Source organism: Microbacterium sp. Bi98 (genome assembly GCF_918698045.1).
GTDB lineage: Bacteria > Actinomycetota > Actinomycetes > Actinomycetales > Microbacteriaceae > Microbacterium.
Genome location: NZ_CAKKLK010000010.1, coordinates 99755 through 114022, shown reverse-complemented (window position 1 = coordinate 114022; position 14268 = coordinate 99755). Strand labels below are relative to the sequence as shown.

Sequence of the window (14268 nt, the reverse complement as noted above, 5' to 3'; positions counted from 1 at the left end):
CGCCCACCCCGTCTCCCCCCGACCCTGAAGGACCCAGCGATGACCATCACCGAGAACACCGCGACCACCGCGACCACGACCGGCGGCTACATGGGCTTCGTCGGCGTGAGCACCGGCTCGTCGTCGATCATGAAGGTGTTCCCGAAGTGGGCCGAGGTGCTGGGCCTCCCCACCGAGAACCTCATCGGACACGACCTTCCGATGGATGCGACTCCCGAGCAGTACGTCGCCATGGTCGAGCAGATCCGCGACGACCCGCAGCACCGGGGCGCACTGGTCACGACCCACAAGATGAACGTGTTCGCCGCGGCATCCGACCTGTTCGACGAGCTCGACCCGTTCGCCGTCTCGTGCTCCGAGATCTCGAGCATCTCGAAGCGGGGCGACCGCCTGATCGGCCGCGCCAAAGACCCCCTCACCGTCGATCTCGCACTCGACGACTTCCTGCCGGCCGACCACTTCGCCCGCACCGGGGCGGAGGTCGTGATCCTCGGCGCCGGCGGCTCGGGCACCGCGCTCAGCTGGGCGCTGGCGGAGAGGGCGGATGCTCCGGCGAAGATCACCGTGACCGCTCGCGACGACGACAAGCTCGACCACCTGCGCGAGGTGCACCGCCAGCACGGCACCCCCGACGGGCTGATCACGTACGTGCGCACCGACACGGTGCAGGATGCCGCGGCCATCGTCGCAGGCGCTCCCGCGGGCTCGCTGATCGTGAACGCCACCGGCCTCGGCAAGGACCGCCCGGGCTCGCCGCTGCCCGACGACGTCGCGTTCCCCGAGGACGCGTGGGTGTGGGAGTTCAACTACCGCGGCTCGCTCGAGTTCCTGCATCAGGCGCGTGCACAGGAGGGCGCGCGCGGTCTGCACGTGGTCGACGGCTGGCGCTACTTCATCCACGGGTGGTCGCAGGTCGTCGCCGACGTGTTCGAGATCGACCTCACGCCCGAGATCGTCGAGCGGCTCGCCCAGGCCGCCGAATCGGTGCGCTGATGCCCGTCGTGCGGACCGTGCTCGGCGACATCGACCCGACGCGGCTCGGGGCGACGGACTATCACGAGCACCTGTTCCAGATCTCGCCGCTGCTGGTCGGCGATGAGCTCGACGATGAGGAGCTCTCCGGCCAGGAGGCCGCCCTGCTGCGGGCCAGCGGCTTCGCGGCGATGGTCGATGCGACGCCGTTCGGGCTCGGGCGCGATCCCGAGGGGGTCGCACGCATCAGCGCCGGCACCGGACTGCACATCGTCGCCACGACAGGGCGCCACCGCGAGGCGCACTACGGCGAGGACCATCCGATGCAGGTGTGGGATGTCGAGCGCCTGGCCGAGCTTTTCATCGCCGAGGTGATGCGCGGGATGCTCGTCGACGATGCGCTGGTGTTCGAGACCCCCGACGTGCCCCGGGCGGCTGCGCCCGAGGGATCGCCGGTACGCGCCGGGATGCTGAAAGCCGGCGTCGGCTACTGGAGCATCACCGCCTTCGAGCACACGACCCTGCTCGCGGTCGCAGCGGCGCACCGAGCGACCGGCGCGCCGGTCATGGTGCACCTGGAGTTCTGCACCGCCGCGCACGAGGTCCTCGATCTGCTCGAGGGCGAAGGCGTGGCATCCGATCGCGTCGTGCTCGCGCATGCCGACCGCGATCCGGATGCCGGGCTGCACGCGTCGCTCGCCGAGCGCGGTGCCTACCTGGGCTACGACGGATTCGCGCGTCCGCGCACGAGGTCGGATGCCGAGCTGCTCGCCCTGACCGAGAAGGCCGTCGCCCTCGGATGCAGAGACCGCATCCTGCTCGGCGGCGATGTCGCCCGCCGCACCCGCTACCTCGCGTACGGCGGCATGCCGGGTCTCGCCTATCTCGGCGAGCGCTACCTGCCGCGGCTGCGCTCCGCGGTGGGCGACGACGTGGTCGAGCGGATGCTGGTCGCCAACCCCGCGCGCCTGCTCACCCTGTCGACCTGACCCTGTCAGCCTGACCACACCGCTGCCTGACCGCACCGTCCCACCCCGCCAGCCCACACCCGAGGAGTCCGCATGACCGAGCCGACCATCCTGCATGCCGTGTTCACCGCACGCCCCGACAAGGGCGACGAGGTCGCGGCGCTGCTGCGCGACTTCGCCGCGGTGGTGCGCGCCGAAGAGGGCAACGTCGTGTTCGATGCGACGCGGCTCGTCGACGACCCCGACCGCTTCTTCGTCTACGAGGTCTACCGCGACGAGGCGGCCTTCCAGGCGCACATCTCGGCCCCGGCCGGCGTCCCGTTCAATGAGGCGCTGCAGCAGCTGATCGTCGAGCCGGCATCCGTGCTGACCTTCCTCCGACGCATCTGACGCACCCCGCCACGCGCCCCCCGCACCCCCGGCACGCAAGAAGCCCCCCACCCGAAGGTGAGGGGCTTCTTTCTCAGCGGGTCACTCGTAGAGGACCGCTGCGATGTCCTCGTCCTCGAGGTTCGTGCTGTCGTACCAGTACGAACCCGTGTCGTAGAACTCCTCGACATCCTCGCCGTTGGCCGCGTCGTACGCCGCCTGGACGACCTGCGCGCCGATGCCGATCGGGTCCTGCGTGATGGCGCCGGCCATCGTGCCGTCCTTGATCGCGTTGATCTGGGCAGCTCCCGAGTCGAAGCCGACGATCGTGATCTTGCCCTTCTCGAGGCCGAGCTCGTTCACGGCGTTCACGACGCCGATGGCCGAGCCCTCGTTGGTGCCGTAGATGCCCTTGAGGTCGGGGTGAGCGGCGATCAGCGTCTTCGCGATGTCAGCCGACTTCAGGTGGTCGCCGTCACCGTACTGGATGTCGACGATCTTGATGTCGGGGAAGTCCGCCTCGATCTTCTCGACGAATCCGTCACGACGCTCGACACCGGTCGAGTTGATGTTCGAGTGGCCGACGATGGCGACTTCGCCCTCGCCGCCGATCAGCTCGGCCATGTGCTCTGCGGCGAGCGCACCGGCGACCTTGCTGTCGGTCGCCGACAGGCTGAGTCCGACGTCGCCGTCGCACGGAGCGTCGAAGTACACGACGGGGATGTCCTTGGCCTTCGCCTGCTCGAGCGGGGCGACGCACGCCTCGGGGTCGAGGGCGGCGTAGGCGATGGCATCCGGGTTCTTGTCGATCGCGGTGGTGAGCATCTCGAGCTGCTGGGCGATCTCGGTCTCGGCGGCCGGGCCCTCGAACGTGATCTTCACGCCGAGCTCGTCCGCCTTCTCCTGAGCACCGGTCTTGACGGCCTGCCAGAACTGGTGCTGGAAGCCCTTCGAGACGAGCGCGATGTACATCTCGCCGTCGCCGCTGCCTCCGTCGCCGCTGCCTTCTTCGATGACGTCACCGCCGCCTGCGCAACCCGCGAAGACGAGGGCGGATGCGGCCACGAGTGCCGCGAATGCGGTCTTCTTGCCGAATTTCATGGAAACTCCATTGTTCTCTGTGTGGTGGTGGGGGGTGTAGATCTGTGGGTCAGGTGCGCTGGCGGTTGCGCAGCGAGTCGAGGAAGACGGCCAGCAGCACGACGATGCCGACGACGATGTTCTGCCACTCCGACTGGATCGACATGATGCGCAGGCCGTTGACGAGCACGCTCATGATGAGCGCACCGATCACGGTGCCGAGGATCGAGCCTCGTCCGCCGAGCAGCGACGTTCCGCCGATGATGACGGCGGCGATCGCCTGCAGCTCGTAGCCGGTGCCGATCTGCGGCTGCGCCGAGTCGAGACGGGCCGCGATCACGATGCCCGCGATGCCGGTGAAGGCGCCCGCGAACATGTAGATGAGGATCGTCCAGCGGCGGGTGTTCACACCCGACAGCCGGGTGGCCTCCTCGTTCGAGCCGATCGCGAAGGTGTAGCGGCCGAGGAGCGTCTTCGACAGTACGAGCCACGCGATGATCGCGGCCACGGCGGTGATCAGCACGGCGTTCGGGATGCCGGGGATGATCACGCCGAGCGCGATCTTCTTGAAGTCGGGGGCCGAGGTCGAGAAGTAGATCGGCGAGACGTTCGAGATGACGAGGGCGAGTCCGCCGGCGATCATCATCATCGCGAGGGTCGCGATGAAGGGCGGCAGCCGGAGGAACGTGATGTTGATGCCGTTCACGAGTCCCATGAGGACACCCGTGAGCACACCGCCGATCACGCCGACCCAGACGGGGAGTCCCATGTTGGTGACGAAGACACCCGTCATCACGGCGCACAGCGCCATACCGGTGCCGATCGAGAGATCGATGCCGCCGGTGATGATGACGAAGGTCGTGCCGAGGGCGAGGATGCCGATGACCGCCGTCGACAGCAGCACCGTGGCGATGTTGCTGAAGGTGAAGAAGTTCGGGCTGGCGATCGAGAAGAAGATCACCAGGACGATCAGCGTGCCGAAGGCGAGCGACTGCTGCAGCTGGCGACGGAGGAACCCGCCGAAGTCGCGCTTGTCGGTGTTCTCATCGACCGCCGTCTGGATGATCGTCGTCGTCGACGATCCGGACTGCTGTGGGGTGCTCATCAGTCTTCCTCCCCGTGGGCTGCGAGTTGCATGATCTTCTCCTGGCTGGCTTCCTCGTTGCGGAGCGTCCCGGTGATCCGACCGTTCGCGAAGACCGCGATGCGGTTCGCGACGCGGAGGATCTCGGGGAGCTCCGATGAGATGACGATGATGGATTTGCCCTGGTCAGCGAGCTGCTGCATGAGGCGGTAGATCTCCTCCTTCGCGCCGACGTCGATCCCTCGGGTCGGCTCGTCGAAGATGAGGATGTCGCAGTCGCGCATCAGCCACCGGGCGATGACGACCTTCTGCTGGTTCCCTCCCGAGAGCAGCTTCACGACCTGGTTCACCGAGGGCGTCTTGACCCGCAGCTGCTGCACGTACTCCTTGGTGCGGTTCTTCGCCTTCGCGTCGCCCATCCAGCCGATGCCGTTGGCGTACGACCCGAGCGAGGCGAGCACGGTGTTGAAGGTCACGTCCTGCTCGAGCATCAGGCCCAGCAGCTTGCGGTCCTCCGAGAGGTAGCCGAGGCCGTGCTTGACCGCATCCGCCGGCTGTCCGATTCGCACCGGGTCGCCGCCGATCGCGATCGTGCCGCCGTCGCGGTGGTCGGCACCGATGATGGCCCGCGCAGTCTCGGTGCGCCCGGCGCCCATGAGTCCGGCGAAGCCCAGGATCTCGCCCTTGTGCAGCTGGAACGAGACGTCCTTGAGGAGGTTCTTGGTCGAGAGTCCCTGCACGTCGAGCACGATCGGGTCGTTGATGTGATCGCGGGCCTGCGGACGGGTTCCCTCGTCGATCACGCGGCCGACCATCATCTCGATGATCTTCGGGACGCTGACCTCTGACTTCTCCAGTGATCCGATGTATGTGCCGTCACGGAGCACCGTGACCCGGTCGGCGAGACGCCGCAGCTCGTCCATGCGGTGCGAGATGTAGACGATGCCGGTCCCCGAGGCGCGCAGCTGCTCGATCAGCAGGAACAGGGTCTCGGTCTCGGAGTCGGTGAGCGCCGAGGTGGGCTCGTCCATGATGAGCACCTTGGCGTTGAACGAGAGCGCCTTGGCGATCTCGACCATCTGCTGCTCGGCCACGGTCAGCTCGCCGACGAGCTGTCGCGGGTTGACCCTGATGCCGAGGCGCTGCAGCAGTTCGGCCGTCTGCGCGTTGAGCTTGCGCTCCGACAGGAAGGGGCCGGTGGTGGGCTCGCGACCCACGAAGATGTTCTGCGCCACGGTGAGATCGGGCATCAGGTTGAGTTCCTGGTGGATGATCGTGATGCCGAGCTGCTGCGCCTGCAGCGGGCTGGTGAGTTCGACCTCCTGGCCCTCGAACGTGATGGTGCCCTCGTCCTTGGTGTAGATCCCCGAGAGGATCTTCATCAGGGTCGACTTGCCGGCGCCGTTCTCGCCCACGAGCACCAGCACCTCGCCGGCTCGCACCTCGAGGTGCACATCCTTGAGAGCCTGCACACCGGGGAATCCCTTGCTGATCCCGTCGACTCTGAGAATGGGGTCACTCATGTGCTCACCTGCTTCCTTGAAGGTCGTGATGCGATATTCCGGTCGGGTCCGGAAACATCGGATCAATTCTGCGTCTTACGCCCCACCCTGCGCAAGTTGTATCTAAATGTAACTAAGACTTCTTCGGATGGGAAGACCTGTAATAACAAGTTGGCAACAGGTCGGCGGATCGAGGCGACGGCCCGGCTCAGTGCAGCCGGATCGAGTCGACCGCGACGAGCTTGTCGCGGATGTAGGCGTTGGCGTGCGCTCCGAGCTCGACGTTGTCGGTCCACAGATTGCGCCAGATGCCGAGCATGCGGCTGAGATCGGGGGCGACGACGGCTGACGAGAACGACTCGAACACGATCGGACCGTCATAGCCGATGCGGCCCAGCGCCTTGAAGAAGTTGTCGAAGTCGACGGTGCCGGTGCCGAGATAGCCGCGGTGGCTCTCCCCGATGTGCACGTAGCGCAGGGCCGGAGCCGCGTCGAGGACCGGCGCGAACATATCCGACTCCTCGATGTTCATGTGGTACGTGTCGAGGTGGATGCCGAGGTTCGGCCGATCGACCTCGGCGAGGTAGGCGAGCGCCTGCCGTGCGGTGTTCAGCACGTTCGTCTCGTAGCGGTTCACGACCTCGAGCGAGACCGAGATGCCGCGCTCTGCGGCATGGTCGGCGACGCGGGCGATCGTTTGCCGACTGCTCTCCAGCCCCTCGGCCGTCACCGGGTCCATGTACTTCTGCATCGCACTGTAGATCACGCCGCAGAAGTGCTGGCCGCCGAGGTCGGCGAGCACGTCGACCGCCCTGAGCAGCAGCGCCTCTCCCGCGGCCACGACGGCCGGGTCGGAGCTCGTCACGTCGGTCGCGCCCGAGAGTCCGAGCGAGGCGCTGACGGCGAGATCGTGCTCTTCGAGCGCGTCCTTCGTCGCGGTGACGTCGAACGAGAACGGGTCCATCAGCGGGAACTCGATCAGGTCGAATCCGGCCGCCTTCGTCTTCTCGACGGAGAGACGGATGCCGTCGGCATCGAAGTGTCCGGTCCAGACGAGCCCGTGGCATCCGATGTTCATGAGACCTCTCGGAGACGGGTGTGCGGCACCTTCGCCTCGGCAGGATTGGCACGTTGCAACTCTGCGTTCAGGTCACCGTACGCGGGTCGGGGATGCGGTGTCAAGAACTTTCTTGGCACGTTGCAATCGCTGGGCTACTCTGGACTCGCCGCCGACCGTCCTGCGTCGACGCGCAGTCGACAGGAGCTCCATGCCCGCCAGCGTCAAAGACGTCGCCGCTCTCGCCGGGGTGTCCTCCTCGACCGTCTCGAACTACCTCAACCACCCGCATGTGCTCGGCGAATCGAGCGCGGCGAAGGTGAGGGAGGCGATCGCGCAGCTCGGCTACGTGCCCAACGAATCCGCCCGTCAACTGCGAGCCGGCTCCAGCAAGGCGCTGGCGCTGATTCTTCTCGACGCCTGGCTGCCGTACTTCCACGAGCTCTCGCGCGGGGTCGAAGACGTGGCCCGCGAGGGCGGCTGGTCGCTGTTCTTCAGCAACAGCAACCGCGACGCCGACACCGAACGCGGCAACATCGACATGTTCGAGGCGCACCGGGTGCAGGGCATCGTCATCTACCCGCTCGAAGACGTGGTGCCCCGGCTCGAACAGCTCGCCGACCGCGGCATCCGCTCGGTCGTCGTCGGCCCCATCCCCGATTCGCCGACCGTCGGTTCGGTGCTGTTCGACGACCGCGGCGGCGGACGGCTGGCGGGCGAGCACCTGCTGTCGCTCGGCCGCCGCCGCATCCTCTTCCTGGGGGCGCCGAGCGTCAGCCAGTCGAACGACCGCCTCCTCGGGCTGCGCGATGCCGTCACCGCGGCCGGGGCGACGGCCGATGTGATCGACGTGCCGCACCTGACGACCGAGGACGGCCTCGACGTCGGCGCGCGGATCGCCGAGATGCCTGCCACCGAACGCCCCGACGCGATCTTCGCCGCCAACGACATGGTGGCGATCGGCGTGCTCACCCAGCTGCTGCGCCGGGGCATCCGCGTGCCCGAGGAGATCGCGCTGGTCGGCTTCGACGACGTCGCCCAGGCGCACCAGACCGTCGTGCCGCTCACGAGCGTGCGGCAGCCCGGGTACGAGATCGGCCGGGCGGCGGGCGCGGCACTCATCCGCCAGCTCACCGACCCCACCGCCGACCTCCCGGCGCCGACGCCGTTCGCCGCCGAGCTCGTGGTCCGCGAGTCCACCGTCGGCCGCTGAGCCTCGTCTCCGCCGTCGCGGAGTTATGGCGCAGGCCCGGTTCACAATTCAGCACGAACCCGCACTGATGCCGCCGCCGAAGCCCCAGACCGCCCACCAGCGCAGACCTATGCTGAATTGTGAACGCGCGCCGTCCGGCTCAGCCTGGTATCAGCCCCTCTGCAGCGAGCTCATTCCACAGCGCGCCAGGAATCTCGAGCGCCGCATACTCGGCATTCTGCGTCAGCTGCCCTGGCCGGCTTCCTCCGACCACCACCGAGCGCACCACGTCTGACTGCAGCGGGAACTGGATCGCGGCGGCGGGCAGCGGCACGTCGTGCTCGGCGCACACCCGTGCGATGCGCAGCAGCCGTTCCCACAGCTCGTCGGGAAGCTGCCCGTACTCGTATCGCCCGTCGCGGCGAGGTTCGTTCGATGCCAGCAGCCCGGAGTTGAAGACGGATGCCGCGACGATCCCTGTCCCGGTCTCTCGGCACGCCGGCAGCACCTCGGCCGCCGCCGGCTGTTCGAGCAGCGTGTATCTGCCCGCGACCATGACCAGGTCGAGGTCGGCCGAGCGCACGGAGGCGGCGAGCGCATCCGACACCATCGAGCCGATGCCGACGGCAGTCACCTCGCCGTCGCGACGCAGCTGCTCGAGCGCCGGCAGCGCCTCGGCGAGCGCGAGATCCAGGTCATGCCGCTCGGGGTCGTGCAGGTAGAGCAGGTCGATGCGCTCGATCCCGAGACGTTCGCGGGACTCATCGAGACTGGTGCGTATCCCCTCAGCCGAGAAGTCCCACACGCGCTGCAGATCGTCGGGAACATGGAAGTCGTTCGCGGTGTCGAGGCCGCCGTCGTGGTCGGGGTTCGGTCGCAGCAGGCGCCCGACCTTGGTCGACAGCACGTACTCGTCGCGCGGTTTGGTCTGCAGGAACGCCCCGAGACGACGCTCCGAGAGCCCGAGCCCGTAATGCGGAGCGGTGTCGAAGTAGCGGATGCCGCTGTCCCACGCCGCATCGAGCACCGCCCACGCCTCGTCATCGCTCAGCGCGCGGAAGAGGTTGCCGACATTCGCGGCCCCGTATCCGAGGGGCGGAACCGCCAGAGCATCAGACTCCGACATGCTGCCCCGTCCACGTATACGCGGCGATGCTCTCGGCCTTCATCTCCATGCCGGATCCGGGCGCCGTGGGCGCCATGTACGACCCGCCCTGGATGTCGGTGGGGATCACGAAGTGCTCGTGCAGGTGGTCGACGAATTCGATCATCCGTCCTTCGCGGGTGCCGGTGACGGCGACGAAGTCGAACATCGAGAGGTGCTGCACGGCCTCGCACAGCCCGACGCCGCCGGCATGCGGGCAGACCGGCACACCGAACTTCGCGGCCAGCAGCAGGTTGGCGATGTTCTCGTTGACGCCCGCGACGCGCACGGCGTCGATCTGCATGACCGAGATCGCCTCGGCCTGCAGCAGCTGCTTGAAGATGACGCGGTTCTGCGCGTGCTCGCCGGTGGCGACGCGGATGGGTGCTACCCCCCTGGCGATCTCGGCGTGACCGAGCACGTCGTCGGGGCTCGTGGGCTCTTCGATCCAGGCGGGGTGGAACTCGGCGAGCGCGCCTATCCATTCGATCGCCTCCGACACCTCCCACCGCTGGTTGGCGTCGATCGCGATGGGGAAGTCCGGTCCGCACACCTCGCGGGCCTTGCGGAAACGGCGGATGTCGTCGTCGAGGTCGGCGCCGACCTTGAGCTTGATCTGGGTGAAGCCGTCGGCCATCGCCTCGCGGGCGAGCCGCTCGAGCTTCTCGTCGGAGTATCCGAGCCATCCGGGGCTGGTCGTGTAGCCGGGGTATCCGGTGGCGAGCAGTTCTCGTTCGCGCTCGAGGCGTCCCGGCTCGGCGGCGCGCAGGATCTCGAGGGCGTCCTCGGGCGTCAGCGCATTGGTGAGGTAGCGGAAGTCGACGAGGCCCACGAGCTCCTCGGGCGTCATCCGCGCGAGCAGCTGCCACAGCGGCAGCCCGGCCCGCTTGGCCTTGATGTCCCACAGCGCGTTGATGACCGCGCCGATGGCCATGTGCATGACGCCCTTCTCGGGGCCGAGCCAGCGCAGCTGCGAGTCGCCGATGATGTCGCGGAACGTCGTGCCCATGTCGTCGAGCAGCGGCTCGATCTCGCGACCGACGAGGTGCCCGGCGAGCGCGTCGATCGCGGCGACCTGCACATCGTTGCCGCGCCCGATCGTGAAGACGAACGCGTGGCCGTCGATGCCGTCCTCGGCATCCGTGCGCACGATCACGTATGCCGCCGAGTAGTCGGGGTCGGGATTCATGGCATCCGATCCGTCCAGACTCAGCGATGTCGGGAAGCGGATGTCGGTCGTGTCGAGGGCGACGATGCGGCTCACGGGTTCCTCTCGTGCACGGGACGGATATCCGTGCAGATCTCTTGGAGTGTAAACATCGGATGTCTATACTGTCAACGAGACGGGCCGCACTGACGCGCCTCGTCACCCACGGACACCTCACTGAGCAGGAGAGACATGAAGTTCGCACGGCTAGGCACCCCCGGCGCCGAGATCCCCGTCCTCGTCGAAGGCGACCGCTACCTCGATCTGCGCTCTGTGACATCCGATGTGAACGGTGATTTCCTCGCCGGTGATTTCCGGGCTCGCGTCGCCGCGGCCCGTGCCGCCGACGAACTGCCGGTTCTCGGGGATGCCGCGGCGATGCGCATCGGCGCGCCGATCGCGCGCCCGAGCGCCGTCATCTGCATCGGCCAGAACTACGCGGCGCACGCCCGCGAGTCCGGCTCCGAGCCGCCGACCGTCCCGATCATGTTCCTGAAGACGCCGAACACGGTGGTCGGCCCGAACGATGCGGTCACGATCCCCCGCGGCAGCGAGAAGACCGACTGGGAGGTCGAGCTCGGCATCGTGATCGGCGCCCGCGCCGCCTACCTCGATTCGCCTGACGACGCCGACGCCCACATCGCCGGCTACGTGGTGGCGAACGACGTCTCGGAGCGCGCCTTCCAGATGGAGGTCTCGGGCGGGCAGTGGTCGAAGGGCAAGATCGCCCCCGGTTTCAACCCGACCGGCCCCTGGCTGGTGACACCCGACGAGGTCGACGTCGACGACCTGCGGCTGCGCAGCTGGGTGAACGGCGAAGCGCGTCAGGATTCGAACACCGACGACATGATCTTCGACGTGCGCGTGATCGTGCACCACCTGTCGCAGTACGTCACGCTCGAGCCGGGCGATCTGATCCTCACGGGCACTCCCCAGGGCGTGGCCTTCGGGGGCAAGTTCCCGTATCTGACGGCGGGCGACGTGGTCGAGATCGAGATCGAAGGACTCGGGCATCAGCGCCAGGAGTTCGTGGCATGGGAGGCACAGAAATGAGCAGCGCACTCGACGGACTCGTCGCGATCGTGACCGGCGGAGCATCCGGGATCGGCGCGGCCATCGCCGCCCGGCTGCACGCCGACGGCGCGCAGATCGCGGTGCTCGACCGCGATACCTCAGGAGCGGATGCCGCCTTCGCCGCTTTCACGGCCGACGTGTCGGACCGTGCATCGGTCGATGCCGCCGTGGCCGCCGTCGCCGAGAGGTTCGGGCGCATCGACATCGTCGTGAACAACGCCGGGGTCGGCGCCCAGGGAGACATCAGCGCCAACGACGACGACGAGTGGGCGCGTGTGCTCTCGATCAACGTCACGGGCATCGCCCGCGTCACGTCGGCGGCGTTGCCGTGGCTCAAGGAGTCGCCGAGCGCGGCGGTCTGCAACACGGCATCCATCGCCTCGACCACCGGCCTTCCCCAGCGCGCGCTCTACAGCGCGTCGAAGGGCGCCGTCTCGGCCCTGACCCGTGCCATGGCCGCCGATCACCTGCGCGAGGGCATCCGCGTCAACGCCGTCAACCCCGGCACCGCCGACACCCCGTGGGTCGGCCGGCTGCTCGACTCGGCCGACGACCCGGCCGCCGAGCGCGCCGCCCTCGAGGCCCGCCAGCCGCATGGCCGCCTGGTCTCACCCGACGAGGTCGCCGCGGCGGTCGCCTACCTGGTGAGCCCCGCCGCGGGCTCGACCACGGGCACGTTCATCGAGGTCGACGGCGGCATGGCTCAGCTGCGGCTCCGTCCCGTCGGGGGCTGACCGCCGCGTCGCCCCCGGTCCCGGTCCCGGTCCCTGCCCCGGACAGCGGGCGCTACGAGCGACCGCCGCGCAGCCAACCCAGGATGCCGCGGCGCGGCCGCTCCTCCCGAGAGTCCTCATGCGTCGGCCGCTCGCCGATCCGGTAGAACTCCTCGGCGTTCGTCCACATGATCGCGTCGACGTCGTGCCCGCGTCGCTCGGCCCAGGCGATCACCGCATCCGCCCATCTGATCCGAGCCGTCGGCTGATACATGGGCGATCCGTCGACGTTCGCGTACGGGTCGCCCTCCTCCGGGGGTCCGATGACCGAGACCGGCCAGTCACTGCCCCACATCAGCCGCTCGACGCCGAACGCGTCGGCCGCGGCGTCGAGGAACGGGTGCAGCTGCTCGGCCGACCAGTCGCCTCCGGCCTCCCCCGGCAGCCCCGAGAGCTTGCACCACACATTCGGATGCCGTGCCAGGTCGTCGAGATCGCGCACCCATTCCATGGTCGGCGCCACCGGGGCCTTCGCCGTGCCGACCTCGGGCTTGCCGAGGTGATCGAGCACGATCCGCAGCTCGGGCACCGCCCCCGCGAGTCGGGCCACCTCGGGCAGCTGCGCGGCGCGCACGCACGCGTCGAAGGCCCAGCCGCGCGCCGCGACCTCGCGCGCCCCGGTGACGAAGTCGGCCGAGACCGCCAGTCCGTCGGGTTCGCCCTGCAGGTTGTGCCGCACGCCGACCACGAGCGGCTCAGCGGCGAGTCCTTCGAGGTGCGCGGTGGTGTCGGTGCCGCGATCCAGACGCGCCCCCGCGACGATGCCGACCACCCCGACGCGGGGCGCGAGCCCGGCCACCCACCGCACTTCTTCGAGGAAGTCGTCTTCGACGGTCTCGGCCTGCACGAACACCGCGCGCTCGGTCGTCGCGCGGGCGATGCGGGCGTGCTCGATCTCGGTCGCACCGAACAGCCAGGCGAGCGGACCCTCGAGCCACGTGTAGTGCAGAAGCTCGGGGTCCCAGAGGTGCAGGTGCGAATCGAGTACGCGCATGCCCCCATCCTGCCGCAGACATCCGATGAATGGCTAGGATGACGCCATGGCAGTGACTGACGACGCGATCGAGAAGATCAAGGCGATGATCGTGTCGGGCGAACTCGCCCCCGGCGATCGCCTCCCTCCCGAGAAGGAGCTGTCCGAGCGTCTCGGCCTGTCACGCAACTCGATGCGCGAGGCCGTGAAGGCGCTCGAGGTGATCCGGGTGCTCGACGTGCGCCGCGGTGACGGCACCTATGTCACGAGCCTGGAGCCCCACCTGCTGCTCGAGGCGATCTCGTTCGTGGTCGACATGCACGACGACGACTCGATGCTCGAGATCTTCGCGGTGCGACGGATGCTGGAGTCGCAGGCGACCGGCCTCGCGGCCACCCTCGGCAGCGACGACGCGATCGCCGGCCTCGAGAGCGAGGTCGCCTCCATCGATCCGACGGTCAGCATCGAAGAGCTCGTCGAGCACGACATCCGCTTCCACCGTGAGATCGTCGGCATGGCCGGCAACGCCTATCTCGCCAGCCTCATCGAGCACCTGAGCAGTCAGACCGTGCGCGCCCGCGTGTGGCGTGGTCTCACCGAGGGCGGAGCGGTCGAGCGCACCCTCTCGGAGCACCGGGCGATCGCCGACGCCATCGCCCGGCGCGATTCGGGTCTCGCCACCTCGCTCGCCACGGCGCACATCGCCGGCGTCGAGCGGTGGCTGCGCCAGGCGGCATCCGCCTGACGCCGCGACGCCTTTCTCGGCCACTCGTCCCAGCGGCCTTCCGTGCACGCCGTCGTCGCCCGGGCCCTGACAGGCACGTTCGGCCAGATGCGCTTCGCTCGGCCGTATCCGTGACGTCGGGCCGAATC

General features: G+C 68.4%; 14 protein-coding genes. 7 read left to right on the top strand and 7 right to left on the bottom strand.

Annotation, left to right across the window (positions count from 1 at the left end; all coding sequences use genetic code 11):
- Nucleotides 1-39 precede the first annotated feature (39 nt).
- From LQZ85_RS14445 to LQZ85_RS14435, 3 genes are all read left to right on the top strand, one after another.
- Entirely contained in the window at nucleotides 40-993 is a 954-nt protein-coding gene (locus LQZ85_RS14445) for a hypothetical protein (protein WP_056280548.1), read from the top strand.
- A complete protein-coding gene (locus tag LQZ85_RS14440) occupies nucleotides 993-1961 on the top strand; it encodes an aryldialkylphosphatase (RefSeq protein ID WP_056280544.1) in 969 nt (322 codons plus the stop codon). The genes LQZ85_RS14445 and LQZ85_RS14440 overlap by 1 nt, the downstream gene beginning before the upstream one ends.
- Nucleotides 1962-2033: 72 nt before the next feature.
- Nucleotides 2034-2330: a putative quinol monooxygenase gene (locus tag LQZ85_RS14435; RefSeq protein ID WP_056280542.1), complete on the top strand. Its 297-nt coding sequence runs from the start codon at nucleotides 2034-2036 to the stop codon at nucleotides 2328-2330.
- 81 nt (nucleotides 2331-2411) lie between these two features.
- On the opposite strand, the gene LQZ85_RS14430 is transcribed toward LQZ85_RS14435, so the two are convergent.
- The 4 genes from LQZ85_RS14430 to LQZ85_RS14415 form a co-directional block, all read right to left on the bottom strand.
- A complete protein-coding gene (locus tag LQZ85_RS14430; RefSeq protein ID WP_056280540.1) occupies nucleotides 2412-3410 on the bottom strand; it encodes an ABC transporter substrate-binding protein in 999 nt (332 codons plus the stop codon).
- A 49-nt stretch (nucleotides 3411-3459) separates the two neighbouring features.
- Complete coding sequence (locus LQZ85_RS14425; protein ID WP_171821947.1) at nucleotides 3460-4494, bottom strand: ABC transporter permease; 1035 nt, start codon at nucleotides 4492-4494, stop codon at nucleotides 3460-3462.
- Complete coding sequence (locus LQZ85_RS14420; protein ID WP_056280538.1) at nucleotides 4494-5996, bottom strand: sugar ABC transporter ATP-binding protein; 1503 nt, start codon at nucleotides 5994-5996, stop codon at nucleotides 4494-4496. Before LQZ85_RS14420 ends, LQZ85_RS14425 begins: the two co-directional genes overlap by 1 nt.
- A gap of 187 nt (nucleotides 5997-6183) precedes the next feature.
- On the bottom strand, nucleotides 6184-7053 hold the full coding sequence (locus tag LQZ85_RS14415) for a sugar phosphate isomerase/epimerase family protein (RefSeq protein ID WP_056280535.1): 870 nt from the start codon (nucleotides 7051-7053) through the stop codon (nucleotides 6184-6186).
- A gap of 190 nt (nucleotides 7054-7243) precedes the next feature.
- Between LQZ85_RS14415 and LQZ85_RS14410 the strand changes: the two genes are divergently transcribed.
- The gene (locus LQZ85_RS14410) at nucleotides 7244-8245 is read left to right on the top strand and encodes a LacI family DNA-binding transcriptional regulator (RefSeq protein ID WP_056280532.1); all 1002 of its coding nucleotides are present in this window, start codon (nucleotides 7244-7246) and stop codon (nucleotides 8243-8245) included.
- 139 nt (nucleotides 8246-8384) lie between these two features.
- On the opposite strand, the gene LQZ85_RS14405 is transcribed toward LQZ85_RS14410, so the two are convergent.
- Nucleotides 8385-9350, bottom strand: a complete 966-nt coding sequence (locus LQZ85_RS14405; protein WP_056280528.1) for an aldo/keto reductase — start codon at nucleotides 9348-9350, stop codon at nucleotides 8385-8387.
- Entirely contained in the window at nucleotides 9337-10632 is a 1296-nt protein-coding gene (locus LQZ85_RS14400) for an L-fuconate dehydratase (protein ID WP_230101064.1), read from the bottom strand. The genes LQZ85_RS14405 and LQZ85_RS14400 overlap by 14 nt, the downstream gene beginning before the upstream one ends.
- A 135-nt stretch (nucleotides 10633-10767) precedes the next feature.
- Between LQZ85_RS14400 and LQZ85_RS14395 the strand changes: the two genes are divergently transcribed.
- Both LQZ85_RS14395 and LQZ85_RS14390 read left to right on the top strand, forming a co-directional pair.
- Entirely contained in the window at nucleotides 10768-11628 is an 861-nt protein-coding gene (locus LQZ85_RS14395) for a fumarylacetoacetate hydrolase family protein (RefSeq protein WP_056280521.1), read from the top strand.
- On the top strand, nucleotides 11625-12383 hold the full coding sequence (locus tag LQZ85_RS14390; RefSeq protein WP_056280518.1) for an SDR family oxidoreductase: 759 nt from the start codon (nucleotides 11625-11627) through the stop codon (nucleotides 12381-12383). Before LQZ85_RS14395 ends, LQZ85_RS14390 begins: the two co-directional genes overlap by 4 nt.
- Before the next feature lie 52 nt (nucleotides 12384-12435).
- Here LQZ85_RS14390 and LQZ85_RS14385 read toward each other — a convergent pair whose 3' ends face one another.
- Complete coding sequence (locus LQZ85_RS14385; protein WP_056280515.1) at nucleotides 12436-13416, bottom strand: amidohydrolase family protein; 981 nt, start codon at nucleotides 13414-13416, stop codon at nucleotides 12436-12438.
- Between the two features lie 46 nt (nucleotides 13417-13462).
- On the opposite strand from LQZ85_RS14385, the gene LQZ85_RS14380 reads away from it, so the two are divergent.
- On the top strand, nucleotides 13463-14140 hold the full coding sequence (locus tag LQZ85_RS14380; protein WP_053097960.1) for a FadR/GntR family transcriptional regulator: 678 nt from the start codon (nucleotides 13463-13465) through the stop codon (nucleotides 14138-14140).
- Nucleotides 14141-14268 lie beyond the last annotated feature (128 nt).

Bases quoted from the DNA above. Each gene is read 5' to 3' on its own strand.
- LQZ85_RS14445 (WP_056280548.1), top strand. From the start codon at position 40: ATGACCATCACCGAGAACACCGCGACCACCGCGACCACGACCGGCGGC.
- LQZ85_RS14440 (WP_056280544.1), top strand. From the start codon at position 993: ATGCCCGTCGTGCGGACCGTGCTCGGCGACATCGACCCGACGCGGCTC.
- LQZ85_RS14435 (WP_056280542.1), top strand. From the start codon at position 2,034: ATGACCGAGCCGACCATCCTGCATGCCGTGTTCACCGCACGCCCCGAC.
- LQZ85_RS14430 (WP_056280540.1), bottom strand. From the start codon at position 3,410: ATGAAATTCGGCAAGAAGACCGCATTCGCGGCACTCGTGGCCGCATCC.
- LQZ85_RS14425 (WP_171821947.1), bottom strand. From the start codon at position 4,494: ATGAGCACCCCACAGCAGTCCGGATCGTCGACGACGACGATCATCCAG.
- LQZ85_RS14420 (WP_056280538.1), bottom strand. From the start codon at position 5,996: ATGAGTGACCCCATTCTCAGAGTCGACGGGATCAGCAAGGGATTCCCC.
- LQZ85_RS14415 (WP_056280535.1), bottom strand. From the start codon at position 7,053: ATGAACATCGGATGCCACGGGCTCGTCTGGACCGGACACTTCGATGCC.
- LQZ85_RS14410 (WP_056280532.1), top strand. From the start codon at position 7,244: ATGCCCGCCAGCGTCAAAGACGTCGCCGCTCTCGCCGGGGTGTCCTCC.
- LQZ85_RS14405 (WP_056280528.1), bottom strand. From the start codon at position 9,350: ATGTCGGAGTCTGATGCTCTGGCGGTTCCGCCCCTCGGATACGGGGCC.
- LQZ85_RS14395 (WP_056280521.1), top strand. From the start codon at position 10,768: ATGAAGTTCGCACGGCTAGGCACCCCCGGCGCCGAGATCCCCGTCCTC.
- LQZ85_RS14390 (WP_056280518.1), top strand. From the start codon at position 11,625: ATGAGCAGCGCACTCGACGGACTCGTCGCGATCGTGACCGGCGGAGCA.
- LQZ85_RS14385 (WP_056280515.1), bottom strand. From the start codon at position 13,416: ATGCGCGTACTCGATTCGCACCTGCACCTCTGGGACCCCGAGCTTCTG.
- LQZ85_RS14380 (WP_053097960.1), top strand. From the start codon at position 13,463: ATGGCAGTGACTGACGACGCGATCGAGAAGATCAAGGCGATGATCGTG.